At 71.3% G+C, this 24503-nt stretch carries 16 protein-coding genes; 7 read left to right on the top strand and 9 right to left on the bottom strand.

Annotation, left to right across the window (positions count from 1 at the left end; genetic code table 11):
* Positions 1–154: 154 nt before the first annotated feature.
* The 3 genes from ABD793_RS31605 to ABD793_RS31595 form a co-directional block, all read right to left on the bottom strand.
* Positions 155–1654 (bottom strand): hypothetical protein, encoded by a 1500-nt coding sequence (locus tag ABD793_RS31605; RefSeq protein WP_425548800.1) that lies wholly within the window; start codon positions 1652–1654, stop codon positions 155–157.
* A 236-nt stretch (positions 1655–1890) separates the two neighbouring features.
* Positions 1891–3261, bottom strand: coding sequence for a cystathionine beta-synthase (locus ABD793_RS31600; RefSeq protein WP_344866667.1), 1371 nt, complete (start codon positions 3259–3261; stop codon positions 1891–1893).
* Positions 3262–3611: 350 nt separating this feature from the next.
* The gene (locus tag ABD793_RS31595; protein ID WP_344866665.1) at positions 3612–4538 is read right to left on the bottom strand and encodes a pentapeptide repeat-containing protein; all 927 of its coding nucleotides are present in this window, start codon (positions 4536–4538) and stop codon (positions 3612–3614) included.
* A 121-nt stretch (positions 4539–4659) separates the two neighbouring features.
* Between ABD793_RS31595 and ABD793_RS31590 the strand changes: the two genes are divergently transcribed.
* Positions 4660–5880, top strand: a complete 1221-nt coding sequence (locus ABD793_RS31590; RefSeq protein WP_344866663.1) for an acetyl-CoA C-acetyltransferase — start codon at positions 4660–4662, stop codon at positions 5878–5880.
* Between the two features lie 61 nt (positions 5881–5941).
* On the opposite strand, the gene ABD793_RS31585 is transcribed toward ABD793_RS31590, so the two are convergent.
* Together ABD793_RS31585 and ABD793_RS31580 are read right to left on the bottom strand one after the other, a co-directional pair.
* Entirely contained in the window at positions 5942–7216 is a 1275-nt protein-coding gene (locus ABD793_RS31585; protein ID WP_344866661.1) for a YeeE/YedE family protein, read from the bottom strand.
* Positions 7217–7399: 183 nt separating this feature from the next.
* Positions 7400–8263, bottom strand: coding sequence for a Bax inhibitor-1/YccA family protein (locus ABD793_RS31580; RefSeq protein WP_344866659.1), 864 nt, complete (start codon positions 8261–8263; stop codon positions 7400–7402).
* A 321-nt stretch (positions 8264–8584) separates the two neighbouring features.
* Here ABD793_RS31580 and ABD793_RS31575 point away from each other — a divergent pair, with 321 nt between their 5' ends.
* The 4 genes from ABD793_RS31575 to ABD793_RS31560 all read left to right on the top strand — a co-directional run bounded on the left by ABD793_RS31575 (position 8585) and on the right by ABD793_RS31560 (position 14190).
* A complete protein-coding gene (locus tag ABD793_RS31575) occupies positions 8585–10075 on the top strand; it encodes a SpaA isopeptide-forming pilin-related protein (protein WP_344866657.1) in 1491 nt (496 codons plus the stop codon).
* Positions 10076–10088: 13 nt separating this feature from the next.
* A complete protein-coding gene (locus tag ABD793_RS31570; protein WP_344866655.1) occupies positions 10089–10790 on the top strand; it encodes a class F sortase in 702 nt (233 codons plus the stop codon).
* Positions 10791–10952: 162 nt separating this feature from the next.
* Positions 10953–12944, top strand: a complete 1992-nt coding sequence (locus ABD793_RS31565; protein WP_344866653.1) for an SDR family oxidoreductase — start codon at positions 10953–10955, stop codon at positions 12942–12944.
* A gap of 100 nt (positions 12945–13044) precedes the next feature.
* The gene (locus ABD793_RS31560; protein ID WP_344866651.1) at positions 13045–14190 is read left to right on the top strand and encodes a coiled-coil domain-containing protein; all 1146 of its coding nucleotides are present in this window, start codon (positions 13045–13047) and stop codon (positions 14188–14190) included.
* 168 nt (positions 14191–14358) lie between these two features.
* Here the strand turns inward: ABD793_RS31560 and ABD793_RS31555 are convergent, their stop codons facing one another.
* From ABD793_RS31555 to ABD793_RS31540, 4 genes are all read right to left on the bottom strand, one after another.
* Positions 14359–15684: an amidase family protein gene (locus ABD793_RS31555; protein ID WP_344866649.1), complete on the bottom strand. Its 1326-nt coding sequence runs from the start codon at positions 15682–15684 to the stop codon at positions 14359–14361.
* Between the two features lie 75 nt (positions 15685–15759).
* The gene (locus tag ABD793_RS31550) at positions 15760–16395 is read right to left on the bottom strand and encodes a helix-turn-helix transcriptional regulator (RefSeq protein ID WP_344866647.1); all 636 of its coding nucleotides are present in this window, start codon (positions 16393–16395) and stop codon (positions 15760–15762) included.
* Between the two features lie 120 nt (positions 16396–16515).
* Positions 16516–16782 (bottom strand): WXG100 family type VII secretion target, encoded by a 267-nt coding sequence (locus ABD793_RS31545; protein WP_344866645.1) that lies wholly within the window; start codon positions 16780–16782, stop codon positions 16516–16518.
* Positions 16779–17066, bottom strand: coding sequence for a WXG100 family type VII secretion target (locus ABD793_RS31540; protein WP_344866643.1), 288 nt, complete (start codon positions 17064–17066; stop codon positions 16779–16781). The genes ABD793_RS31545 and ABD793_RS31540 overlap by 4 nt, the downstream gene beginning before the upstream one ends.
* Before the next feature lie 373 nt (positions 17067–17439).
* Between ABD793_RS31540 and ABD793_RS31535 the strand changes: the two genes are divergently transcribed.
* Together ABD793_RS31535 and ABD793_RS31530 are read left to right on the top strand one after the other, a co-directional pair.
* On the top strand, positions 17440–20703 hold the full coding sequence (locus ABD793_RS31535; RefSeq protein ID WP_344866641.1) for an ATP-binding protein: 3264 nt from the start codon (positions 17440–17442) through the stop codon (positions 20701–20703).
* An 89-nt stretch (positions 20704–20792) separates the two neighbouring features.
* Positions 20793–24464 carry an ATP-binding protein gene (locus ABD793_RS31530; protein WP_344866639.1) on the top strand — a complete coding sequence of 1224 codons (3672 nt, stop codon included), beginning with the start codon at positions 20793–20795 and terminating at the stop codon, positions 24462–24464.
* Positions 24465–24503 lie beyond the last annotated feature (39 nt).

Here is a 24503-nt window from a genome sequence, read left to right as displayed (position 1 = left end):
CCCGGAAAAACCGCGGGCAATTCCACCACCCGCCGGAACAGTTCAAGATCAGAAAAACCGCAGTGTCGAATTCTTCCGCCGGGAAACGCCCCGCAGACGGTCGAAGGGCGCCCCCGGCACTCGGCCGGAGGCGCCCTTCGCGAGCTTCAGCGGATCACCACTGCGGTGTCTGCCCGTACCCCTGCTGTCCGGGCTGCTGCCCGTACCCGGGCGGGGGCTGCTGACCACCCTGCGGCGGGTACTGCCCTTGCTGCGGGTAGCCAGGAGGCTGCTGGCCGTACCCCGGCTGCTGCGGCGGCTGACCGTAGCCACCCGGCTGCTCGAAACCACCACTGCCCGGCTGCTGCGGCTGGCCGTATCCCGGCTGCTGCCCGTACCCCGGCTGCGGCGTCGGGCCACTGACCGGGTTCGCCCCACCGGGCTGACCGAAGCCGCCACTGCCCGGCTGGCCGTAACCGCCCGGCTGACCAGGCTGCTGTCCCGGCTGCGGCGGCTGACCGGGCTGGCCGAAGCCACCCGGCTGACCGGGCTGACCCGGCTGACCGAACCCGCCCGGCTGACCAGGCTGACCCGGCTGACCGAACCCGCCCGGCTGGCCGCCGAAGCCCTGGCCGAACCCGCCCGGCTGCTGCGGGCCGTTCGAGGACGAACCGCCGCCGAGGCCGACGAACTGCGCCGTCGCCGGGATCAGGCCGAGCACGCCGACGATGATGATGATGATGCCCAGGATCATCGTGAGCGTGCCGAGGTCACTGCTGAAGCTGCTTTCGCTGGCTCCGGACTGCTTCAGCTGATCGGCGAGCTTTCCGCTGATCGTGGTGCCGTTCATCAGCAGGATCGAGAACAGCGTGAGCAGCACGCCGCCGACCGCCACGACGATCGGCACGAACTTGCGGATCCCGGCGAGCCGTCCGGCCAGCGCCAGTCCGGCACCGCCGACCAGCGCGACCACCGCGCCGACCAGCACGAGGATCACGTAGAACCACAGCGTGCCCCCGCCGGAAAGGCCGGACTCGCTGAGGAACTTGTCGAGTTCCTGCTCGTTGGGCGCCGAGTCGTAGTACTTCGTGATGTCGCCGACCTTGCTGATGTACACGAAGCTGTAGATCAGCGAGATCAGGCCCAGCACCGCGACCAGGCCGCCGGCGATGTAGCCGAACAGCGAGTTGCCCCCGCCTGCTGCCGCCGGCGGTGCGCCGAACCCGGCAGGCTGGCCGTATCCGGCGGGCTGACCGGGCTGACCGGGCTGCCCCGGCTGGCCGAAGCCACCCGGCTGTCCCGGCGCGCCGAAGCCCTGCTGCTGGTCGAAGCCACCCGGCTGGCCGAAGCCCTGCTGACCTGGTTGTCCCGGCTGACCGGGCTGACCCGGCTGACCGAACCCGCCCGGCTGACCCGGCTGACCGAAGCCGCCGACCGCGGCCGGGTTGTCCGCCGCGCTCGGCGGCGGGGTGTAGGGGATGGCCGAGGGCTGCTGACCGGGCGGCACCAGCTGCGTCGACTCCGCGGTGCCCTCGGCGCCGCCCACCGGGTTGACCACCTGGGTGGCGTTCGCGTCACCGGGCTGCGCCGGCTGCACGACCTGAGTCGGCTCCGGCGTCTCCCCGAACGCGCCGCCGCCCTGTGCGGGCTGCGGTGACTGGCCCGGTTGGACCACCTGAGTCGGCTCCGACGCGCCGAAGGGACTGTCCTGCTGCGGTGTGGGGCCACTCGGTGGGCCCTGTGGCGGCGGCTGCTGGCCGCCGTCCCAGGGCTGGTTCGGTGGCTGCGGAGCACTCATGTGGGTCTTGAACCCCCTTGACGAGGACGCGAAAAAGTTCTACGACGCTCACGCTATCGGATCGGGGGCCGGGGCGCTCGCAGACGCCCCGGCCTGGGATCCGCAGTTCGGAGCTAGCGCCCCGCGAGGAAGGCGAGCAGGTCGTGCCTGGTGACGACGCCGGCCGGTTTGCCGTCGATCAGCACGAGCGCGCCGTCGGCACCTTCCAGTGCGGTCATCGCCGCGCTCACCTGCTCACCGGCGCCGATCGTGGGCAGCGGCGGCGACATGTGCGTCTCGAGCCGGTCGGCGAGCTGGGCCTTCCCGGTGAACAGCGCGTCGAGCAGGTCACGTTCGTTGACCGCGCCGACCACCTCGGCGGCCATCACCGGCGGTTCGGCGCTGACCACCGGCATCTGGCTCACGTCGAACTCGGACAGGATGGCGACCGCCTCGGCCACCGTCTCGTTCGGATGCGAGTGCACCAGGCTGGGCAGCGAACCGCTCTTGCGGGTCAGCACGTCACCGACGGTGGCGCCGGAGGAATCCGGCGGCAGGAAGCCGTAGGAGGACATCCAGCTGTCGTTGAACACCTTGGTGAGGTACCCGCGGCCGCCGTCGGGCAGCAGCACCACCACGACGTCGTCCTCGGTGAGCCGCTCGGCGAGCTTCAGCGCGGCGGCCACGGCCATCCCGCACGAGCCGCCGACCAGCAGGCCTTCCTCGACCGCGAGGCGGCGGGTGGTCTCGAAGGAGTGCGCGTCGCTGACCGGGATGATCTCGTCGGCGACGTTCCGGTCGTAGGTCTCCGGCCAGAAGTCCTCGCCGACGCCCTCCACCAGGTAGGGCCGTCCGGTGCCGCCGGAGTACACCGAGCCCTCCGGGTCGGCGCCGACCACCTGCACCCGGTCGTCGCTGGCCTCTTTGAGAAACCGGCCGGTGCCGGAGATGGTGCCGCCGGTCCCGACGCCTGCCACGAAGTGCGTGATCTTCCCGTCGGTCTGCCGCCAGATCTCCGGTCCGGTCGAGTGGTAGTGGCTCGCCGGATTCTCCGGGTTGGCGTACTGGTTGGGCTTCCACGCGCCCTCGATCTCACGCACGAGCCGGTCGGAGACGTTGTAGTAGGAGTCCGGGTGCTCGGGCGCCACCGCGGTCGGGCACACCACGACCCTGGCGCCGTAGGCACGCAGCACGTTGCGCTTGTCCTCGCTGACCTTGTCCGGGCAGACGAACACGCACTCGTAGCCCTTGCGCTGGGCGACCATGGCGAGCCCGACACCGGTGTTGCCCGAGGTCGGCTCGACGATCGTGCCGCCGGGGCGCAACTCGCCGGAGGCCTCCGCGGCCTCGATCATCCGCAGCGCGATGCGATCCTTCACGCTGCCGCCCGGGTTGACGTACTCGACCTTGGCCAGTACCAGCGGCCTGAGCCCCCGGGTCAGGGAATTCAGTTTGACCAGCGGGGTGTTGCCCACGAGGTCCACGATGTGCTCTGCGTACTCCACCCCGGCAGCCTAAACGGCCGGACCGGCGAGCGCGGACGGCACTCACCGGAGGGTCTCCGGGTGCGCGTCGGTGATGGCAGGCGGCGCTCGGCGAGGTCAGACCTCCCCTGCGCCGACCTCAGGCAGCCACCAAGCCGCGCGTCGACACCGGAATCGGCCTGAGGGCCGCCGAACGCCGAACCGTCATCCCGTCCCGGAGATCCGTCCCGGCGTGCAGTGCCTCCCCCGTCGGCAGTACGCCGAGGGGAGTGCCGCGGTATGCGCACCACTGCTTGGCAGCCATGGCCGGTTCACCTCCTCCGTTTCGGGCTTTTCCCGTTGACGTTTCACCCAGCTTAGTGGTTCCGGCGTTATTCGGGAACACTCGTTCGGACCAGTCCGGCCCATCCGTTCTCGCCCGGTTGTTCTTCCCAGCCGGGCGGCCAGGTGCGTTTGTACCCGGGCCTGGCCAGCGCACCGTCGAGCCGGGCATTGGATTTGACGCCGAATTCGGCGTGCTTGCCGAACCGCGCACCGTGGAAGTTCTCCCGTTCCCCGCCGAAGGCGGTGCCGCGGAAGTCCACGCGCTCGGTGAAGATCGCCTGATTGAAATCGGCTTTCGTCCGGAATTCGGTGCCCCGGAAGGTGGCGAACTCGAGAAACTCGGTCTGATAGCAGACGATCGAACGGATCGCGCAATGCGTGAGGGTGAGCGCGACCAGCCGGGCGCCGGAGAAGTCGAGATCGATATCCGGCCAGAACGACCCCAGCGGTTCCGGTTCGCCGCCAGGGCGCAGGTGCAGCAGCAGGATCCGCTGCGCGGCCTTGCGCACCTGCAGTTCCTCGGCCGCAGTGTCGGTTTCGTCGTCGTAGGGCATGCGCAGGTACGCGCACAGCACGTTGACGATGGTCTGGCGCTGCTCCGCGTGGTCCTGTGCGAGCCGTTCGAGCGCGTACAGCCCGGCCAGCCGGACCGGGGCCTTGTCGCTGCCGAGCTGGTCGGCCGCCTTGCCGTACATGTCGGTGATCCGGCGCTGGGTGGCGTCGTGGTCCTTCTGCTCGAGGTCCAGCTCCGCCGAGCGCTGCCGGCGCGCAGCGAGCAGCAGGGCCGCCGCGCCACCGGTGCCGACCACCAGGTTTGCCGCCGTGCGCAATGCGTCGAGCCGGGCCGAATCGGCCGGACTGCCGCCGCCGAGCAGCAGCAGGAGCAGGGCCGCGGCGACTGCGGCGAGCAGCACGATGCCGGTTGCCCACCACGCGATCGTGCGGATCGACAGGACTCGACTCGACGACGGCACGCCGGTGATCCTGCCACGCCCGCACCGGGGCCTGCGTCACGTTCGGCTTTGCGCCGCGGCCGGGACACGGCACTATGGTGAGCACCCGCTTAGTGCCGCTGACCCGAGGAAGTGTCCCGACATGCCCGAAGCCGTCATCGTCTCCACCGCCCGCTCCCCGATCGGCCGTGCCGGCAAGGGCTCGCTGATCGGCATCCGCCCCGACGACCTCGCCGCGCAGATGGTCCGCGCGGCACTGGACAAGGTGCCGCAGCTGGACCCGGCCGACATCGGCGACCTGATGCTCGGCTGCGGGCTGCCCGGCGGCGAGTCCGGGTTCAACATGGGCCGCGCGGTCGCCGTCGAACTGGGTTACGACCACCTGCCCGGCTGCACGATCACCCGGTACTGCTCCTCCAGCCTGCAGACCACCCGGATGGCGCTGCACGCGATCAGGGCAGGCGAGGGCGACGTGTTCATCTCCGCCGGCGTGGAGACCGTGTCGCGGTTCGCCAACGGCAGCTCGGACTCCTGGCCGGACACGCACAACCCGCTGTTCGCCGAGGCGGAGAAGCGCACCAAGGACACCGCGGAGTCCGGCGCGGACAGCTGGACCGACCCGCGCACCGAGGGCGCCGTGCCCGACGTCTACATCGCGATGGGCCAGACCGCGGAGAACCTGGCCCGGCTCAAGGGGATCACCCGCGAGGAGATGGACGAGTTCGGGGTGCGCTCGCAGAACCTCGCGGAGAAGGCGATCGCGGACGGCTTCTGGGCCAAGGACATCACCCCGGTCACACTGCCGGACGGCACCGTGGTGTCGAAGGACGACGGCCCGCGCGCGGGTGTCACCATCGAGGGCGTTTCCGGGCTGAAGCCGGTGTTCCGCCCCGACGGACGGATCACCGCGGGCAACTGCTGCCCGCTGAACGACGGCGCGGCGGCACTGGTGATCATGTCCGACACCAAGGCGAAGGAACTCGGCATCACGCCGCTGGCCCGCGTCGTGTCCACCGGTGTGACCGGCCTGTCCCCGGAGATCATGGGCTACGGTCCGGTGGAGGCGTCCAAACAGGCACTGTCCCGCGCCGGTCTGTCCATTTCGGACATCGATCTGGTCGAGATCAACGAGGCGTTCGCGGCGCAGGTCATCCCGTCCTACCGCGACCTCGGCATCGAGCTGGACCGGCTGAACGTCAACGGCGGTGCGATCGCGGTCGGCCACCCGTTCGGCATGACCGGCGCGCGGATCTCCTCGACGCTGATCAATTCCCTGCGCCACCACGACAAGCAGTTCGGCCTCGAGACGATGTGCGTCGGCGGCGGCCAGGGCATGGCCATGGTGCTGGAGCGGCTTTCCTAGTCCCGGCAACGAAAACGGGCCGCTCGCGGATTTCGCGGGCGGCCCGTTTTCGGATACCGGTTCAGCAGATGCTGTCCGTCGGCGCGGGGTTGCCCAGCCGGAACAGCGGCCGCAGCTTCAACCCGATCCAGGTGCCGAAGAGCGCGAACGCGCCCCACAGCCAGCCGTGCAGGCTGCCCACCGAAATCCCGCCGAGGTACGCGCCGATGTTGCAGCCGCCTGCCAGCCGTGCGCCGATGCCCATCAGGATGCCGCCGAGGATCGCCGCCACCGCGGTGCGCCACGGGATCGAGCTGTGGATCTTCCACGCCCCCGCCGCGGCGGCCGCAACCCCGGCGCCGATCATGATGCCGATGTCGGTGAGGCTCGTCTTGTCCTGCCAGATCGACTTGCCGAGCGACGTCGCGTTCGCCTTCTCCTGCCAGAACTCCCACTGTTCCGGGTGCAGGCCGAACACCTGCAGGATCTTCGCGCCCCACAGGCTGAACGCACTCGTCACGCCCCAGATCCCGCCGGAGACGAGGTACACCGCACCGGCCAGCACGCCGAGCACGACCGCGCCCACCAGCACCGGCCACGAACCGCGGAAGATCCGGGCGAAACCGCGTGCGGTCGGGACGACGTCGACCGGCGGGGGCACCCGGCGCCGCTGTACCACCCGCGTCACGAACACGATCGCGACGAGCACCGCGATCGTGATGGCCCACGAACCGAACCAGCCGACGTGGTCGGCGAGCAGGAACCCGGACAGCTGCGGCCAGCCGGTGAACAACGGGTAACCCCAGGTGTAGAGCACCGAGCCGGTGATGAAGCCGCCGAGGGTGAGCACGATCGTCGACTGCCCGGAACCGACCGCGAACAGCGTGCCGGACGCGCACGCACCACCGAGCTGCATGCCGATCGCGAACAGCGTCGCGCCGACGAACAGGGCGATCCCGATCGGCCCGACGCTCTGCACCGGCACCGGGGCACTGCCGAACAGGCCCGCGCCGGTGCCGCAGATGAGGGCGATCAACGTGGCCGCGGTGCCGAGCAGCAACGCGTGCGCCCGCAGGCCCTGTCCGTTGCCGACCGCGATCAGCTGGCGCCAGGCCGAGGTGAAGCCGAAGCGGGAGTGGAACAGCGCCAGTCCCAGTGCCAGCCCGAGCACGAGCAGCACGCCGAACTTGGCACCGAACGCCGTCCACACGTATGCGGTCAGCCCCACCGCGAGCACGCCGGCCACCACCAGCGGGACGATCCGCACCGGCTCCTCCGGCCGAGGTGTCGGTGCGGCACACGAGGTGGGGAAGGTGAGCAGCTTTTGCTCACCGGCGGGGGAATCGGTCTTCGCCACCGGGTCTCCTGGTCGTCCGTGGGGGTTCTCGGGAAGCCGGATCACGGTAGGACCACCGGGCCGGGCAGCGCAGCCCGTCCCACAGAGTGCGACGAACCCGGCAGGTCACGCGCACGCACCCAGACCGGAGAAAAGGCGCCCCGTTGGTCACGGAGCGCCTTCTCGGGAAACCTGCGTGAGGACTTACTCCCGCAGGTAGGACAGCAGTCGCAGGATCTCCAGGTACAGCCAGACCATCGTGGTCATCAGGCCGAACGCGGCGTACCAGGCCCATTTCGACGGCAGGCCGGCACGGATCATCCGGTCCGCCTGGTCGAAGTCGAGCAGGAAGCTGAACGCGGCGATGCCGATGACCACCAGGCTGAACACGATCGCGATCGGCCCGCCGTCGCGCAGCGGATTGAACCCGAAGAACAGCGAGGTGACCAGGTTGACCAGCATCAGGATGGCGGCACCGGCGACCGCGCCGACGATCCACTTGGTCAGCTTGGGCGTGACCTTCACCGCACCGGTCTTGTAGACGACCAGCATCGCGATGAACACGCCCGCGGTGCCGATCAGCGCCTGCAGCCCGATGCCCGGCCGGACCAGCTCGAACAGCCCGCTCAGCGCACCGAGGAACAGTCCTTCCGCGGCGGAGTACAGCAGTGTGAGCGGTCCGCTCGGCTTGCGCCGGAAGATGATCACCAGCGACGCCACGAGCCCGACGACCAGACCGCCGATGAGTGCCCCGAGCAGCGCGCCGTTCAGCCCGATCACCTGGCCGAACTCGTCGGTCTCGAGCTGCGTCTGCGCCCAGATCGCGCTGAACACGCCGACGACGAGCGCGACGCCGAGCGAAAGACCCGTCTTGATCACGACGTCGTCGACCGTCATCGGGCGGTCGGCCGAGGCCGTGCCCATCTGCCCCGGGCCGTACCCGGGCACCCCGCCCTGGCCCTGCGGCTGTCCGTAGGACTGGTCGAAGCCGACGTTCGGCCCGTACTGCCCGGCCGCGGTCGCGCCGCGCGGCAGATTGCGGAACGCCGGGTTGCTACTGGAACGCACGTGTCCTCCTGGACCTTCTGGAACCATGCATCGGGTTCAACGACCGCTCGGGCCCGCTGGTTCCCGTCGGTAAAGAAAACTTTACCCGTCGCGGCAAGGGACGGCCGCCCCCGTCGACGACACGGTATGCGACGCAGGTCACGACCGTTCACCGCAGGTCACCCGATGGCCTCTAGACAACAGACCCGGTCACCGGAGAATCTGCACATCGCGTGTTCGGGAGGTAACCGAACGCGTGTCGGGGAGTTCTTCGATCGGGTGACCTGCGGTGCCGCCAGAGGGGCGTGCGCGCGTGGGCACGTTGAATGGAGTCAACACACCATGGGGTGGATCTCACGCCCGCGCGCTCGGCTGCGCGCGGTCACCGGACTGGTCGCCACGGCGGTGCTGGGCGCGCTCTCCGTCACCGCAGTCGGCAGCACGCCCGCCGCGGCCGCGAGCCAGGAGGGCGTCGGGCATGCGGTCACGCCCGGCCAGCCGTTCGCTTCGCACACGCCCGAGCGCAACTGGCTCGGGTCCTACGTCGTCGGCGGCAAGCAGGTCTTCTGCGTCAGCTTCCAGCTGAAGGCACCGGACACCGGCGAGAAGTACCAGCCCGGCGACAAGCTGCTCACGAAGTGGGGCACCGAGCTGCCCACCGAGCAGGCGGCCAACATCTCGTACCTGCTGCTGCGCTACGGCGACACGAAGGACGCCGACCAGGCTGCCGCACTGGCGCATCTGCTGCACTCGTGGACCGCCGCGCCGCGCAGCGACAAGGATCTGGACCCGTCGCTGCCCGCCGACAAGATCGGCTACGACGCGCCGTATCACTTGCAGAAGCTCAAGTCCCAGGCGCCGGGCGCATACGACGACGTGACCAAGCTGACCGAGGACGCGGAGGCCAACCGCGGCCCGTGGACCTCGTCGGTCACCGCGCCGAAGGACGCACAGCACCTCGGCACCCCGGCGAACTGGACCGTCACGGTCAAGAACGCGAAGGGCACCGGCGTCGCCGACGTCCCGGTCAAGCTCACCGCGACCGACGCGTCCATCGACACCGGCTCGGACGAGTCGGAGGCCACCGACACCTCCGCGGGCAGCTCGTCCACCGCGGGCGCGGAGACCGAGACCACGGTGAAGACCGGCAGCGACGGCACCGTCACGGTGCAGCTCACGCCGACCGGTGACCAGCCGAAGCTGTCCGCATCGCTGTCCGCACCGGCCGACCGGCCGTACGTGCAGAAGCCGGTGAACACCGGCATCCAGAACGTGGTGTCCACCGGTGGCGAGAAGACGCTGACCGCCGCCGGCGTGGTCGCGGTCGCCAAACCGGGCAAGGTGCAGGTCACCAAGACCGACGCCAAGACCGGCAAGGGCATCGGCGGCGCGACGCTGCGGATCACCGGCAAGGACCGGGCGAGTGCGGCCACCGGACAGGACGGCAAACCGCTGAACGGCCCGGACGGGCAGCCCGCCGTGGTCACCACGAGCGGCGATACCGGCGTCGCCGCGGTGGACAATCTGCTCGCCCCGCAGGACGTGTGCGTGGTCGAGGTGAACGCACCACCCGGCTACACCAACGCCTTCGACCCGAAGAATCCACCGGCCGCGTGTGGTTCGCTGGAACCGGGCGGCACACTGGCGCTCACGGTGGTCAACACGCCGAACGAGGTGCCGCACACGATCCCCGCGGGCGATCAGCCGGTGGCGATGGCCAAGGGCGCGGTCGAGACGAGCGTCTCGGTTCCCGGGGTGGCCGGTCTCGCGGCGCTCGTGCTGCTCGGCTCGGCATTGGTCGGGTTCGCGGCGCGGCGTTCGGCCCGGCGGTGACGAAGGCAGGGCTATGACAGGCAAGGGCCGGTTGATCGCCGGTTTCGCGTTGGGCGCGGTGAGCGTGCTGGCGGTGGAGTTCGCCACGGTCGTGGCGACTTCACCGCCGACGACGGCGGTGGCCGGAAGTGCCGCGCCGGCCCCGTCCGCGCTCGCGGCGCGGGGTGACTCCCCCGCGCCGGCCACGTCCGTGCCACCGGCACCGTCCGCACCGCCGTCCAGTACGCCGGCGGCGCCGCCGCCGGCCGCTCCCGCCGAGCACCGGCAGCCGGCACCACAGCGGCCGGGCACGATCCGGCTGCCCGGTGGCGGTACCGCGGCGGTGGTGCGCCAGGGCCTCGGTCCCGGCAACACACTGCCGGTGCCGTCGAACATCGGGCAGGCCGCCTGGTGGGGTGCGGAACTGGACGCGGTGAGCGGCGCGAGCGTGTTCGCCGGACATGTGAACTGGCGTGGCGCGACCGGTCCGTTCGCGGAGCTGTGGAACGAGCACATCGGCGGCTCGGTGACCATTGTGGACAGTGCGGGCAAGACCTTGCGCTACCGGATTTCGCAGATGATCACCGTGCACAAGAACGACCTCGGCGCACGGGCGGACGATCTGTTCGGCCAGGCCGGTCCGCATCGCCTGGTACTGGTGACCTGTGGCGGCCGCTGGGTCGGCGGCAGCGACGGCTACGAGGAGAACCGCGTCGTGATCGCCGATCCGGCCTGATCCCACCGGACCCTGCCCGCCATCGGCTCCGCTCCGGCGCGGGGCCGGTACCGACCGCTAAGTTACTTGTGAGTAACATCGGCTGGGCACGCTGTGGTCAGCACGGCGTGCATGCAGCACAATGCGCAAGGGTCCAGCGGCGTACGGCGGAGGGTGAGACAGATGGCGACGTTCTTGGTGACAGGTGCGACCGGGCTGATCGGCCGCCAGTTCACCCGGCAGCTGCTCACCCGGCCGGACGTGCAGCGGGTCGCCCTCGTCGTGCGGGCCGGCTCGCGGGACAAACTGGCCGCGCTGGTGGACGGGTGGCCGCACGCGGACCGCGTGACGCTGGTGACCGGCGACCTCGCCGAAGACCTGATGGGGGTTTCCGAGGACGACCGCGAACGCCTGCGCGGTGTCGACCACGTGGTGCACCTGGCCGCGCTCTACGACCTCACCGCCGACGACGAGGCCAGCGTCCGGGCCAATGTGGACGGCACGAGGCATGTCCTGGAACTCGCCGCGGACCTGCGCGCCGGATGTCTGCACCACGTGTCCTCGGTGGCCGTCGCGGGTGATCACGAGGGCCTGTACACCGAGGACATGTTCGACGTCGGACAGCGGCTGGTCACGCCGTACCACCGCACCAAGTTCGAGGCCGAGAAGCTGGTGCGCGACCAGCTCGAGGTGCCGTGGCGGGTGTACCGGCCCGCGGTCGTGGTGGGCAACTCCGAGACCGGCGAGATGGACAAGGTCGACGGGCCGTACTACCTGTTCCCGGCGATCAGCAGGCTGGCCGGGCTGCCCGACCTGCCGATCGTGGGCCCCGACCTCGGCGACACCAACGTGGTGCCGGTCGACTACGTGGCGAAGTCGCTGCTGGAACTGGTCACCACGGACGGACTCGACGGACGGGCCTTCCACCTGGTGAACCCGGAACCGCAGCCGGTGGTGTCGGTGTACAACGCGTTCGCCCGCGCGGCCGGTGCGCCGACGATCACCGCGCAGCTGGGCGAATCGGTGTCCCAGGCCATCGTGGGGCTGGTCAAGCTCGGCGAGCACATCCCCGGCTTCACCATCGCCCGCGACGCCGTGCTGGAGCGGCTCGGCATCCCGCCGGTGCTGCTGGAGACGATGGCCTTCCCGTCGGTGTTCGCCTCCGCGGAGACCCGCAAGGCACTCGCCGGCAAGGGGATCGAGACGCCCCGGCTGGAGGAGTACGCGGCCACGCTGTGGCGCTACTGGCGTGAGCACCTCGACCCGTTCCGCGCGCGCAAGCACGGTCCGCGCGGCGAGCTGGACGGGCGGCGCGTGATCATCACCGGCGCGTCGTCGGGCATCGGGCGCGCTGCCGCGCTCAAGGTCGCCGCGGCAGGCGGGGTTCCGCTGCTCGTCGCGCGCAGGCAGCACGAACTGGAAGAGGTGCGCGACGAGATCATCGCGGCGGGCGGCACCGCCTCGGTGTACCCGGCGGACCTGACCGACGAGGAGTCGGTGCACAAGGCCGTGGACGCGATGCTCGCCGAACACGGCCGGATCGACATGCTCGTGAACAACGCGGGCCGCTCGATCCGCCGTTCGATCAAGCTGTCCTACGACCGGATGCACGACTACGAGCGCGCAATGGCGATCAACTACTTCGGCGCCGTGCGGCTGATCCTCGCGGTCCTTCCGCACATGTCGGAGCGGAAATTCGGGCACATCGTGAACGTGTCCTCGATCGGCGTGCAGGGCATCGCGCCGCGGTTTTCCGCCTACGCCGCGTCGAAGGCCGCGCTGGACTACTTCTCCCGGATCGCGGCCACCGAGACGCACGGCGACGGGATCACCTTCACCACCATCCACATGCCGCTCGTGCGCACGCCGATGATCCGGCCGACGAAGATCTACGACGCATTCCCCACGAAGTCGCCGGAGCAGGCGGCGGACATGGTGCTGACCGCGCTCGTGGAGCGGCCGAAGCACATCGGCACGCCCGCCGGGCAGGCGATCGGGGTGACCTACACGCTCGCGCCGGGGCTGACCGACGCGATCGCCTACCAGGGCTTCCGGATCTTCCCGGATTCCACCGCGGCAGGCGGCAGCGGGAAGCTCAAGATCGGACGGGGCGACATGCACCTCTCGCGCGCGGCGATGGCACTGGCCCGGCTCTCGCGCGGCTTCCACTGGTAATAGGCCGTTCAGGCGAGATCATCGGGCGGATGCGGCCGCCAGTCGGTGATTCGCCACTCCTGACGGCGGCGACACCAGGTGCGCGGGTACGGTCGTGGGCATGGTTCCCGAGCGAGACAACGGTCTCCTGCCCCTGCGGCGCGAGTACACCGAAGCCTGGCGCGGCTTCGACCGCACCGAGGTGCGCCAGTACCTCGACCACCTCGAGGCGCAGCTGCACCGGCTGCTGACCGACCGCGACGCGGCCGCGGCACAGGTCGCCACCCTGTCCCGGGAGCTGGAATCGGCGCGCGGTGAGATCAGCAAGCTGCAGACCCGCGTCGACGAGCTGATGAAGCCACCGGAGCGGCTCGAGGACCTGGACGAGCGGATGCAGCGCACCGTGCAGCTCGCGAACGCGCGCGCCGAGGAGGTCACCAAGCGGGCGGAGGTGGCCGCGGAGAAGCACTGGGCGTCGTCCACCGAGGCGTCCACGAAGCTGCGGGAGCGCTACCGCCGTCTGGTCGAGGAGCTGGACAAGCAGGCAGAGGCGCTGCACTCGGAGCACGAGGCGGCGCTCAAGGAAACCCGCGCCGAGGTGCAGCGGCTCACGGTCGAGGCGGCGCAGCGCCGGGAACTGCTCGACAACGAGGCCGAACGCAAGCGCCGCAAGATCGAGCGGGACTTCGATTCGAAGATCACTTCGGAGCGCACCGCGCACGAAAAGCTGATCGCCGACCAGCGGACGGCGAGCAAGCAGCAGGCCGAACGGCGCATCGCGGAGGCGACCGCGGAGGCGACCCGCCGCGTCGAGGAAGCCACCGCCGAGTCCAAGCGCCGCCTGGACGAGGCGACCACCCAGGCCGCCCAGCGCACCACGGCGGCCACCCGCAAGGTCGAACGGCTCGCCGAGATCCGCGAGCAGGCCCGCAAGAACCTGGCGATGGCCGACGAGGTGCTCGGCCGCAGTGAAAGCCTGCTGACCGCACTGCCCGCGGAATCGGTGATCCCGTCGGCGTCGAAGCTGGTCGGTGGCGACGAGCCGGCCAAGCCGAAGCCGGACACCGACTCCCCGACGGCACCGGCCGCCAAGCCGGTCACGCCGAGCCCGTCACCGAAGCCCAAGCCGGCCGCAGCGGGCAACGGCGCCACCTCGGCCAAGGACGCGGGCGAGTCCCAGAGCACCCCGGACGGCGCGGCGAACGCAGCAGACAACGGCCAGCCGCCCAAGCCGCTCTCACCGACCGCAGGCAAGCCCCACAGCTGATCCGGCCTGGTGCCGGTGCACCCGGCACCACCGCACGGCCGGGCCAGGACCGGTGCGGTGTCCAGCCACCGATCGAGCAGTTCCGCCCTCCGGCTTTCGATGGGTGGTTCGGGCGAGAGTCAGCGCGCCGTCCTGCCGCAGCGCGTCAGGCCCTTGCCACACCAGCGGTCAGACCGTGCGCGGCCAGGGGTTCGCCGCCTCCAGCTGAGCGGCCATGCCCAGCAGGAGTGGTTCACTGCCTGGCATGGCCACCAGCTGCACGCACGTGGCGAGGTGGTGCACCGGGTGGCGGCCGATCGGGACAGTGATGGCCGGGTAGCCCGCGAGGTTCCACATGCCGGTGAAGCCGGCCACGCGCACAGCAGGCAGGGCGGTCACCGGCCACGGATGGCGGTGCCGGCGACGGGCCTTCGGCGGCAGCGTGGCGAGGGTTGGCGTGACCAGCACGTCGTGGTCGGTGAAGAACGCCTCGGCGATCGACAGCCACTCGGTGCGGGTGCGGTCGTGGACTGACCTGGCGGTCAGCTTGCCCAACCTGACGTGGGTACGGGTGCGTGGCTCGAGGCGGGCCGGGTCGAAGCCGTCCTCGGCAGCCTGTTCCGCCGGTCCGGCGAACCAGCGCGCCAGCATGCCGTTCAGGGTGGACAGCGGGTACCGCGGGGTTGCCTCGGTGACGGAATGCCCGGCCCCGCGCAGCAGCCCGGCCGCCTGCGTGACGGCGGCGCCGAGCGGCCGTGGCAGCGGTGCCCGGGTGAACGGCACCTGCGTGGACACCGCGATCCGCTGCCGCCCGGGTTCCGGGAGCGTGGCCCACTCCGGACGTTCCGCGAGCACGGACAACAGCAGCGCGGCGTCGGCGGGCGTGGTGGCGATCGGGCCGTGCGCGGCCATCCCGAACCAGCCCTCGGACGGTTCGCGCACCACGCCGCGGCCCGGTTTGAGACCCACCAGCCCGCACATCGCCGACGGCAGCCGGATCGAGCCGAGACCGTCGGTGCCGTGCGCGATCGGCACCAGTCCGGCGGCGACGGCGGCGGCACTGCCACCGGAAGAACCACCCGCGGTGAACGCCGGATTCCACGGGTTGTGGGTGACTGCATCCGGACCGTCGGTCATCGGGTAGATGCACAGCTCGGGTACCCGGGTCAGCCCGACGATCACCGCACCGGCCGCGCGCAGCCGGGCCGCGATGACGCCGTCCGAGGTGAAGGGGGTACGTGCGCCGGCGGCCGAGCCCCAGGCCGCGTATTCGCCTGCGACCTCCGTGACGTCCTTGACCGCCACCGGAACCCCGGCCAGCGGCAGCTCCGGCAGATCCGGCCGGGCGGCGACCTCGGCCGCCTCCGTGCGCGCCTGCTCGACCCGCACCTTGCGGAACGCGCCGACGATCGGATCGGCGGCCGCGATCCGCGCGAGCGCCTCGTCGGTCACCCGCACCGGATCCAGTTCGCCGGCCCGTACCGAACGGGCAATCTCCACCGCCGTCTGCGCCATGCGCACGACCCTATCGACGCGGGAAAGCCCGCGGGGGCGGCGGCACCGCGCCGGCCGCCGCACCCGCGGAGCAGATCAGATGGCGCCGGCTCGCAGCGCGTACGCCACGGCGTGTGCCCGGTTGTTCAGGCCACAGCGCGTCATCAGGCCGTACAGCACGTTCTTCACGGTGCGCTCCGAGTAGCAGAGCTTCGACGCGATCTCCTCGGTTCCGTAGCCCTCGGCCACCAGCCGCAGCACGTCGCATTCGCGAGAGGCAAGACCGGACAGGGTGAGGCCGTTGGGCTCCAGCACGTCGCGGCGCATCCGCTGCACCTGGCTGAGCAGCGCGCCCTGCAGCCGCGGCGGCAGGGTCGCGGTTCCGTCGCCCGCGGCCAGCACCGCGGCCACCAGCTCGGCACCCCCGGTTTCGCGCCGGGGCAGGATCGCGACGACACCGCATTCGATCGCGGTCATCAGGTCGCTCTCCCGGAAGTGATCGGCGACGAGCACCAGGTCCGGCCCCGCCATCCGGTCGGACTGCCGGGCCAGTTCCTTGACCCTGGACAGCACCCGGTCGGTTACGTGTTCCTCCATCACGAGGACCACGTCGGCCTCCGCGGCCGTGTCCTCGGACAGGACGCGGAGCTCGGGGCGGGTGCCCAGCAAGCTCGCCGCGCCGGCCCGGGTGATCGGATCAGAAGCGAGAACGGCGACCTTGACCAGCTTCACGACAACTCCTACCGCCACTGCAGGTTGACGGTCAAAGTCTGACTCGGCTGACTTCACGTTTTCTGGCAACGGCACTCGAAGCCGCGGCCGCCGGCCTGCAGACGCAGGCGTTTGCCCAGCTCAGCCAGCTCTATCGGGCTCTTCAGCCGCGATCTCGTCGACTGCTTGCCGAGCCCGGTCCAGGCATTCGGGCATCCGCCGCACGGCGGCGTTCCACTCGCACTTGGCCACCCAATACCGCTCCTTCGCCGCGGACGGCCAGCCGGGCAGCTCCTGTTCGACGGTCGCCTCCAGTTCGGTCAGCACCGCGCGGATGGCGCTGGTCGTCGTCCCCACCCTGGACAGGACCTCGTCGGCGCGGCGGAGGTCGGCACGCCCGCCGGTCATCGCCGACCCGACCTCGTCGACTGCTCATCTGAGCGTCGCGGCGAGGCCGCGGCGAGATCCCGGAGCGCACCCAACCGGGCGAGGATCACCTCGAACTGCCGCTCCCAGTCGTTGATCGCCTGGCCGAGCCGTACCGACGCGTCGCCCCGCCAGGAGGCCTGCAGGTCGGCCAGGTCGAAGTTCACCGGGCGCAGGCACGCGTTGGCGGAGTCGATCGCATGGGCGAACCGGCCTTCCGCCGTGCGCATTTCCGACGGCACCGCTTGGGGAGGAACCGAATCCACCGCACACTCCTCACCACGAACAACACCTCGTGCGGAAACCGCACCAGGTCCGGATCCGAGGCTGCCCGAGCCGCCACCGCCGCGGAAACCAAAGATCAACGGCGGTGCCCGTTTTTCGGAGATCGCTGCCTGCCGTTCCACGGCTGCGGCGGCGGTGAGTTTCCCTGTCGTTCGCCGGTGCGCCGGATGGCCGACACAAGACCACCCGACAATGACTACAGGGGAACCGGTGCCACCCGGGACGAGCGGCACAAATGACGGCATCTCGGGGAGGCGAGCAACCAGGGTGCACTCCGCGACGTCACCATTTCGGGCGTAAGCTCATCAGAGACATCAGGCGTGTGACGACTCGTCGGCGCGTGAAGGGAGACCGATGTCGGCAGCGGACGGCGTCACCGCGCCGAGGATCCAGCTGCTCGGACCGGTCCGGGCCTGGCGGGGCGAGCAGAGTCTCGACCTCGGGTCTGCCCATCGGCGCACCGTGTTCACCGTGCTCGCGCTCGCGCAGGGCCGCAGCGTCTCCCGCGAGGAGCTGATCGACGCCGTCTGGGGCGACAATCCCCCGCCCAGTGCGCAGGGCAGCATCTACACCTACATCTCCGGCCTGCGCCGGGTGCTCGAACCCGGCCGGGCCAAGGGCACCGGATCCCGGCTGCTGGCCTCGGTCGGCTCCGGGTACGCGTTGCGCCTCGAGCCCGCGAGCATCGACGTGCACCGCTTCGAGGCACTGCGCGAACAAGCACATCGGCTGCTCGCGCAAGGGCAGACCGGCGCCGCACGGGAACGGCTGGACGAGGCGCTCGGCCTGTGGCAAGGCACGCCGCTGGAGGGCCTGCCCGGCCCGTATGCCACCTCGCACCGCGCGCGGCTGGAAGAGCTGCGGCTGGCCACCGTGGAACGGCGTGCGGAAGTGGCTCTCGACCGCGGCGAGCACACCGGCCTGATTCCCGAACTGAGCGAGTTGGCCGTGGAGCACCCGCTGCGCGAGCCGCTCCACGGAGCGCTCATTCGAGCACTTCACCTGGCCGGCCGGAGGGACGACGCCCTCGCGGTGTACACCGGACTGCGCGAGCGGCTGGTCGAGTCGTCCGGCACCGAACCCGGCCCTGCCCTGCGGGACCGGTACGAACAGCTGCTCAGCATGCGTCCCACCGGCGCCGCCCCGGCGGAGGACGAGCGCCCCCCGCCGGCCCGCGTGCCCCGGTTCCCGCTGCCCGTGCTGCCGCCGCGTCCCGCCACCTTCGCCGGGCGGGACGACCAGCTGGAGCTGCTGCACGAGGCGGTCGCCGGGCTGGCGAGCGGGCTGGGCCACTCGGTGTGGGTGGAGGGCGAACCGGGGATCGGCAAGACCGCGCTGCTGGCGGAGCTGCTCGAGGTGGCGCAGCAGGAGGGCGGTAAACCGCTGTTCGCCGCGGCGGACGCGCTGGACCAGCGGTTCGCGCTGCACCCGCTGCTCGACGCGCTGGGCGTGCACGCACGGGCCTCGGACCTGCGGCGCGCGGAGCTGGCCGTGGCGCTGGCCGAGGATCCCGGGCTTGACCCGGCCGACGGACTGCTCGGGCTGGTCCGCGAGCTGTGCGCGGACGAACCGCTGGTGCTCGTCGTCGACGATCTGCAGTGGGCCGACGAGCACACGCTGCGGGTGTGGCGGCACCTCAGCCGCGAGACCCGCAGCCTGCCGCTGCTGCTGGTCGGCGCGTGCCGTCCGATCCCCCGGCCGCCGGCGCTGGACGCACTGCGCGCGGAACTCGCCGCGGACGGCGCCTCGATGCTGCCGCTGGGACCGCTGCCGGACGCCGCGATCGGCCGGCTCGCGGACGAGCTGGCCGGCGCGCCGCCGGGCCGGACGCTGTCCGTGCTGGTCTCGTACGCGGCGGGGAACCCGCGCTACGCCAAGGAAATCGTCGAGACCCTGCTGGCCAACCAGATGATCCTGCTCGACGGTGCGCAGGCGATCGTGGACGCCGCGGTCTGCCGGACCATCCCGTCCCCGCTCGGTTCGAAGGTCACCCTCTACCTCAGCTTCCTCGGCAGCGGCACCCGGGACGTGCTGCGCTGGGCGGCGCTGCTCGGCAAGGAATTCTCCTTGTCCGACATCGCGATCGCCACCGAACGCGCGGCCACCTCGCTGGTCGGTGCGGTCGAGGAGGCACTTGCCTCCGGCGTGCTCACCGAGTCCGGCGACCTGCTCGCCTTCCGGCATCCGCTGCTGCGGCGCGTGCTCTACGAAAAGACCCCGGCCGCCATGCGGGTCGCCCTGCACCGGCAGCTGGCCGAGGCGTTCGACGGTGCGGGTGCCTCCACCCAGCGGGTGGCCGAACAGCTGGCCGCGGCGCCGGGACTGGTGGACCAGTGGGTGATCGGCTGGCTGCTGGAGCACATCGGCACGGTCGCCGCACAGGCCCCGCGGATGGCGGTGGACCTGCTCAAAACCGTGATCGCGCAGACGACCCTGCCCGCCGAGGCCCGCGAACCGCTCACCGCGACACTCGCCAGGCTGCTGTTCTGGCTCGGCCGGGAACCGGAGGCGGAGGCGCGCTCGGTGGTCGCCCGCACCGCCGACAGCAGGCAGGCCGCGGAGATGCGCTGGATCCTCGCCTACATCTACTACCGCCGCGGTGAATTCGCCGAGGCCGCCGAGGAAGTCCGGCGCACGCTCGCGGACCCGGGCGTACCGGAGATGTGGCGGGGCAGGCACGAAACGCTGCGCGCGACCATCGAACGGCTCGCCACGCAGGATTCGGCGATCGAGCCGGACCTGTCCGAACTGGGTGTGCTGGACGGACTCGACGACGCGGCCGAACCGCTCAGCACGGCCCGCCAGCTGGCCGCAGTCCGGGCGGTGCCGGGGGAAATGCACCTCGCCGGCGCCGTGCACTACTACTGGCGTGGCCGCTGGCCGGACGCGCTGACCGAACTGGACACGGTGATCCGCGGCGGCGCGGAAACCGCGTCGTACGTACTGCGCAGCCCGGGTTCGGCGCTGCTGGTGCACGGCGTCGGCGCGTTGATCGCCAGTCACCGCGACGATCCCTCGGCAGCGCACGAGCACCTCGACGCCGCCTCCCGGCAGTACTGGCCGCAGGATCTGGAGCCCAACGGCGGGGACTACCTGCTCGCCGCCCGTGCCCAGCTGGCCGAGCTGGAGGGCCGCCCGGAACGCGCGATGGCCGAGCTGCTGCCGTTGCTGGAGCAGAGTTATCCGCCTTCGGCCCGGCAGCAGTGGCTGCCCGACCTCGCCCGGCTCGCGATGCAGATCGGCGATCAGCAGCGGGCGTTCCAGGCACTGCGGCTGATGGGCGACACGGACGGGTTCGACACCCCGCCGACGCACGTCGCGGCGGCCGCGCACTGCCGTGGCCTGGTCACCGCCGATCCGGACGCGATCCTCGGCGCCGCCGCCCACTACGGGTCGGCAGGCCGGGTGCTCAAGCATGCGAGAGCCAACGAGGACGCGGCCATCCTGCTCGCCGAGTACCAGCGGCTGGACGAGGCGCGTACCGCGTTCTTCACCGCGCTCAGCAGCTACACCGGCCTCGGCGCGGTGTGGGACGTGCGCCGGGCGGAGGCGCGGATGCGGCCGTACGGGATCCGGCGGGCGAATCCGGTCCGTCAGCGGGCGGCGGCAGGCGAATGAACGATGTGCACCGGCCGCTCAGGCGATGCCGGATGAAGATCGGCGCCCGGTAAACTCACGGGATCTGACGGTACCTCGAATGGAACGGCATGCCAGCGGACGGGCGTAGCGGGCTGCGGGTGAACGTACTCGGCCCGCTGCGAGCGTGGCGCGGGGCGACCGAAGTCGCCCTCGGGCCGGCGCGCCAGCGTGCCATCTTCGCCATGCTGGCAACCGCCACCGGGCGCAACGTGCCGCGTGCGGAGCTCATCGCGGGGGTATGGGGTGCTTCGCCCCCGGCCAGCGTCGAGGGCAGCGTGCACACCTACATCTCCGGGCTGCGCCGCACGCTCGAGCCGGAGCGCACGCGATGGGCGGCCTCGACCGTGCTGGTGTCGGAGGCCGACGGTTACGCACTCGACCTCACCCCGGAGTCACTCGACGCAGCGGTGTTCGAACGGCATCGCGAGCGCGCGCGCCAGGACGCCGAGGACGGTGAGCACGAACGCGCAGTGGCCGGTTTCGACGCCGCACTGCTGCTGTGGCACGGGGAAGCGCTGTCCGGCGTGCCGGGAGAGTTCGCCGAACGGCACCGTGAGCACCTGGCGACGCTGCGGCTGGACACGCTCGAACAGCGCGCCCGCAGTGTGCTGGAGCTGGGCGGGCACCAGGACCTCATCGCCGAGCTCGCGGTCCTCACCAGTGAGAACCCGCTGCGCGAGTCGTTGCGCGAATCGCTGATGCTCGCGCTCTACCGCAGCGGCAGGCATTCCGACTCCCTCGACGTGTACCGCGAGGCCCGTGCCACGCTGCGCGACGAGCTGGGGGTGGAACCCGGGCCGCGGCTGCGCGCACTGCACCAGCGCGTGCTCGCCGAGGATCCGTCGCTGGACCTGCCCCGCCGCCCGGAGCCTGCCCCGGTGCCGGTGCCCGCTCCCCGCAGCCGGCGCGTCGAAAGCGATCCGCTGCTCGGCCGTGCGGAGGAGGCAGCCCAGCTGCGGGCACTGCTCGCACAGGTCCGCGAAGGCCGGGGCCGGGCGGTGTGGATCGAGGGCGAGCCGGGTATCGGGAAGTCGGAGCTGCTGGCCGCGAGTTTCGCGGACGCGGCCGCGCCGGGGCTGCAGCTGGCCTGGGTTGCCGCCGACGAGATGAGCATGCGGTTCCCGCTGCAGGTCATGATGGAGTGCCTGGCGATCGACCCGCTCTCGCCCGATCCGCGGCGCGCCAGGGTGGCCCACGAGCTCGGCGGCGAACCGGCCGGCCGGGCATGGGGCACCGGCGATCCGGTGCTTGGCGCGGTCGACCGGCTGCTTTCGCTGGTCGACGAGCTGTGCGCGCAGTCCCCGCTGGTACTCGTGGTCGACGATCTGCAGTGGGCCGACGAATCGAGCGTGCTGGTGTGGCACCGGCTGTGCGCGGCCACCCGGCAGCTGCCCCTGCTGCTGGTCGCCGCGACCAGGCCCGCGCCGGATCGCGCGGAGCTGACCCAGCTGCGCCGGGGCGTCGAGGCCCGCGCCGGGCTGGTGCTGGACCTGGCCCCGCTCGGCAGCGCCGACGTGGACCGGCTGGTGGCCAGGCTGGTCGGCGCCGGACCCGGACCCGGGCTGCGCGAACTGGCCGCCCGCGCCGCGGGGAATCCCTTGTACGTCAAGGAGATGATGGACGTACTGGTGCAGGCGGGCGCGGTCGAGGTCAGCCGGGACCGGGCCGATGTGGACGATCCGGCCGAGTTCGAGACCCCGCATTCGCTGCTGGCTGCCGTGGACCGGCGGCTGGACTTCCTGCCGGCCGAGACCCAGGACGTGCTGTGCTGGGCGGCGCTGCTCGGCATGGAGTTCGCGGTCGGCGACATCGCCGCGGTCCTCGACCGGAGGCCCTCGGACCTGCTCGGCCCGCTCGAGGAAGCGGTCGCCGCGACCGTGCTGATCGACACCGGGACCCATCTGGCGTTCCGGCATCCGCTGCTGCGGCAGGCGTTGTACAACCGGCTGCTGACCGGCACCCGCGCGGCACTGCACCGGCAGGCGGCCGAGGCGCTGGCCCGGATCGACGCACCGGTCAAGCGGGTGGCCGAGCAACTGGTCGCCGCACCGTCCACTGTGGATCCATGGGTGCTGGACTGGCTGGTGCAGCACCAGAGCGCGGTGTCGAACCGGGCTCCGCTGATCGCCGTGGAACTGCTCGAGCGGGCACTGGCCTGCTGCGCACCGGAGGATCCGCGCCGGGAGGAACTCCTGGTGGCGCTGGTGAAAGTGCTGTTCCGGCTCGAACGGGTTCCGGAAGAGCTGGCCATGCAGGCGCTGGAGGTGGCGCGGGATCCGGAGAACGCCGAGGAGATGCGGCACGTTCTCGCGGCCATGCGGTTCCGCCGGGGCGACGTCCAGCTCGCGGTGGAGACGCTGGGCGAGGCCTCCGCGGACCCCGCGGTCCCGGAGCTGTGGCGGGTCAAGCACCGGCACCTGCTCGCGAACTTCCGCCGCGGCGGGCTCGACGACCTCGGCCGGGCGGAGACCAACGCGCACCAGGCACGGGCGGAGGCGGACGGCGACCCCTACCTCACCGCACACGCACTGCAGACGTTGTGGCTGGTCGATTCGGTGCGCAGGCACCACGCGAGCGCGCTGGCGCACATCGACCAGGCGATCGCAGTCGTCGGCGACGAGCACGAACTGGCCGATCTGCACCTGGACCTGCTCGACAACCGGGTGTTCACACTGCAGAACCTCGACCGGCTCGACGACGCCGACCACACGTTGCGCGAGGCGGGCGAGATCGCACTCCGGCATTCGCTGCCGGTCGGACTGCAGGTTTCGGTGGCGGTGCACCGGTACTGGGAAGGGCGCTGGGACGAAGCGCTGGTCGAGCTGGACACGGTGACCGAGGACGGGCCCGCGATCACCTTCTACGGATTGCGCGAACCGGGTGCCGCGGCGCTGCTGCTGCACGGGGTCGCCTCGCTGATCGCCGCCCGCCGGGGCGAACTCACCCAGGCGGCCGCGCACCTGGACGCGGCCGAGGAGTACGCACCGGCCACCGGTGCCGAGCGGGAAAGTTTCGACTTCCTGCTCGCGGCACATGCGCTGGTCGCCTTCCAGCGTGGGGAGGTCCAGCAGGCGCTGACCGTGCTCGAACCGATCCTGAACCCCACCTACGCGCAGATGATGCTCCGGCACCAGTGGCTGCCGTTCTTCGTGCAGCTGGCGCTGGAAGCCGGGGACCAGGCGCGGGCGGAACGCGCGCTGGCCGTGTGCGAGGAGGAGTGCGCGAAGGAACGGGAGCCCGCGCGGGCGTCCGCGGCCACCGAATGGTGCCGTGGCCTGATCGACCGCGATCCGGTACCGGTGCTGCGTTCGGCCGAGCATTTCCGTGCGGTGGGCCGGAAACCCGAACTGGCGAGCGCGTTGGAGGACGCCGCGGTGCTGCTCGCCCGCGCCGGTGATCTGAACGCCGCGCACGCCGCCTTCGACGACGCCGCCCAGCTCTACACCGAGCTGTCCGCGCACTGGGACCTGGAACACGCGGAGTCGCGGCTGCGCGCACTCGGCGTCCGGCGGGGCGCGCAGTTCGTCCCGGTCCGGCCGGGGCACGGCTGGGATTCGCTGTCCCCGCTGGAAGTCCGGATCGCCACGCTGGTCGCGGCCGGACGGTCCAATCCGGACATCGCCACCGAGCTGTCGCTGCCGCGGCGGACGGTGCAGGCGCACGTCGCGCGGGTGCTCGGCAAACTGGAAACGCACTCGCGCACCGAGCTGGCGAACAGCCTGGCCAGCCGCACCGGTTGACCAAAGCCGGGGGTCATCGGCGCCGATCGGCCGAGGCGC

The organism is Amycolatopsis ultiminotia, from assembly GCF_039536925.1.
Taxonomy (GTDB): domain Bacteria; phylum Actinomycetota; class Actinomycetes; order Mycobacteriales; family Pseudonocardiaceae; genus Amycolatopsis; species Amycolatopsis ultiminotia.
Note: the sequence above shows the minus strand (reverse complement) of the source record. Positions and strands in the feature narration are given on the sequence as shown.

Bases quoted from the DNA above. Each gene is read 5' to 3' on its own strand.
- ABD793_RS31590 (WP_344866663.1), top strand. From the start codon at position 4,660: ATGCCCGAAGCCGTCATCGTCTCCACCGCCCGCTCCCCGATCGGCCGT.
- ABD793_RS31575 (WP_344866657.1), top strand. From the start codon at position 8,585: ATGGGGTGGATCTCACGCCCGCGCGCTCGGCTGCGCGCGGTCACCGGA.
- ABD793_RS31570 (WP_344866655.1), top strand. From the start codon at position 10,089: ATGACAGGCAAGGGCCGGTTGATCGCCGGTTTCGCGTTGGGCGCGGTG.
- ABD793_RS31565 (WP_344866653.1), top strand. From the start codon at position 10,953: ATGGCGACGTTCTTGGTGACAGGTGCGACCGGGCTGATCGGCCGCCAG.
- ABD793_RS31560 (WP_344866651.1), top strand. From the start codon at position 13,045: ATGGTTCCCGAGCGAGACAACGGTCTCCTGCCCCTGCGGCGCGAGTAC.
- ABD793_RS31555 (WP_344866649.1), bottom strand. From the start codon at position 15,684: ATGGCGCAGACGGCGGTGGAGATTGCCCGTTCGGTACGGGCCGGCGAA.
- ABD793_RS31545 (WP_344866645.1), bottom strand. From the start codon at position 16,782: ATGACCGGCGGGCGTGCCGACCTCCGCCGCGCCGACGAGGTCCTGTCC.
- ABD793_RS31535 (WP_344866641.1), top strand. From the start codon at position 17,440: ATGTCGGCAGCGGACGGCGTCACCGCGCCGAGGATCCAGCTGCTCGGA.
- ABD793_RS31530 (WP_344866639.1), top strand. From the start codon at position 20,793: ATGCCAGCGGACGGGCGTAGCGGGCTGCGGGTGAACGTACTCGGCCCG.